The sequence below is a fragment of the Pseudogulbenkiania subflava DSM 22618 genome (assembly GCF_900177275.1).
GTDB classification, from domain to species: Bacteria; Pseudomonadota; Gammaproteobacteria; order Burkholderiales; family Chromobacteriaceae; genus Pseudogulbenkiania; species Pseudogulbenkiania subflava.
The window spans coordinates 1-1,730 of record NZ_FXAG01000044.1 but is presented as its reverse complement, the minus strand read 5'-3'; the positions used below and the strand labels follow the sequence as shown (position 1 = coordinate 1,730).

Sequence of the window (1,730 nt, the reverse complement as noted above, 5' to 3'; positions counted from 1 at the left end):
AGACATGGGGTGCCACCGAATTGAAAAGCAAGGTGACCGACTTGCTGGATAGGGTTGGCACAGAACTCAAATTTAGTTATGCGTGATTACTTAGTCAATATTCGCATCAATGGCCATTTTTATATCTTTGGCTTTACTATCACCAACGTACAAAGCACTTTCCAGAGCTATATTTTGGCTCTCTAATATTTTAAGAAGAATTTCTTTATTCGGCTTTTTAAATTCACCAGGCAAAAGGTTGCATTTTGTCTGAACAAGTAAATTTGTTTTTAATTTCCCTGCTGGAATTTCATGATCCTCAGGACAGTAAAGGGCATCCAAAACCCCATCCAATCCAAGATGTGAAATGCGATAGGATGAATAATACTCTTTGGATTCTGAAAATGCGTAAATTTTAACACCACGATTTTTCAATTCACACAAGACACCCATCACCCCATCATAAAGCACTAATTTCTCATCTCTTACCTTTCTATAGATAGAAATAGCACCTGCCAACTCTCTCAAAATATTTTCTTTAGTCCCATATAAATCTTTCAGGCAAGGCAATTCCTCCAAAAGAAATGCATATTCAGAAGTACCATGCTTTTGATGCACTAGCTTAGCATCATGGAGAAGAATATCTTGACTTACACCAGAAATATTAGCAACGGCCTCCATCATGGCAGAAAATGAGTCATGCCACATAGAAAACCAATCGAAAAGAGTGTTATCGATATCAGTTATCAATACCTTTTTGGGCAAATTTCTCATGGTAAAAAATAATTATCCCAATCAGTCCCAGTCAACTATAAGTTTGGGCGTTATGCCAAACACAAGCACTGGGCATCCGCCATGGCGACCCGCATTTAATCGATAAAGGAGCTTCCCCATCCAGGTTGTACTTGCCCCATATTTTGCTTTTACCGGTTTCGGCTCCCCAGCAAATTTACCTTTTTTATAAAGCTCAACCTCTCCTGTCTTTGTCAATTGAGGTACCACGTCAAATACAGGATTGAGGCTCTCGCTTCGTGTGACTAAGACGCCTGTACTGATGAGACCACACTCATGAAAAGCACGAAGAGCATAAAGGTCTCGATCAAAAGTTTGGTCCTTAGAGTTCCACTCCAAATCAAAGGCAACACGGCCTTTAACATAATCAATCTTATGGCCATCAATAAAATTTCTAATTATACGCGGCTCACTTTCATCACGCTTAATCTTTTTTATTTTACCATTTTCCAGAAATTGCTCATCGTACTCTTGCATTCGGACTAGCAGGTCGCCTTGTATGCGGGCCTCCACCCAGCCTTCAGGTCTCAAAGAACGAGAAAATTTTTTGGGCATGTCTGACTCGTTCCCACCAGGAATGCCAATTTCTCGCTGAGTAATGCGAAAGGAAAGCAATGCTTGCTCTATTTCACGTAACTCTTCTGGAAATGAATTAGCTAAAATTGCTGCGGCATGCCGATAGCTATAAACGTCATAAAGCTTTCGCACTTCGGCACTAATATAACGTTCGATATCAGCAGGATCATCCGCATTCGGGCCTGGCCGTAAGGCAATATCAGAATCATCCTCGTGAAGGTCTACCTCAAGATCTTCATTATCTTGGTCTTGCTCTATATTTTCTTGCTGTGCCATATTTTTCTTTATTTAAGTAGTGCCGCACAACTAAGTTGGAATGATTTTTGCTTCTGTTTGCGTATCTCCCTGATGCCGGTTCGACGATGCGTAAACTCACATTGACC

The 1,730-nt window shown here is 40.6% G+C and carries 2 protein-coding genes; both read right to left on the bottom strand.

The features are described from left to right. Nucleotides 1-90: 90 nt before the first annotated feature. Nucleotides 91-753 (bottom strand): HAD family hydrolase, encoded by a 663-nt coding sequence (locus B9N72_RS20470; protein ID WP_085278002.1) that lies wholly within the window; start codon nucleotides 751-753, stop codon nucleotides 91-93. Nucleotides 754-774: 21 nt separating this feature from the next. Continuing rightward, complete coding sequence (locus B9N72_RS20465) at nucleotides 775-1,623, bottom strand: BglII/BstYI family type II restriction endonuclease (RefSeq protein ID WP_085278001.1); 849 nt, start codon at nucleotides 1,621-1,623, stop codon at nucleotides 775-777. Nucleotides 1,624-1,730: the final 107 nt, after the last annotated feature.

What these genes read in the sequence shown, in the direction of transcription:
- B9N72_RS20470 (WP_085278002.1), bottom strand. Translation starts at nt 753, where the DNA reads ATGAGAAATTTGCCCAAAAAGGTATTGATAACTGATATCGATAACACT.
- B9N72_RS20465 (WP_085278001.1), bottom strand. Translation starts at nt 1,623, where the DNA reads ATGGCACAGCAAGAAAATATAGAGCAAGACCAAGATAATGAAGATCTT.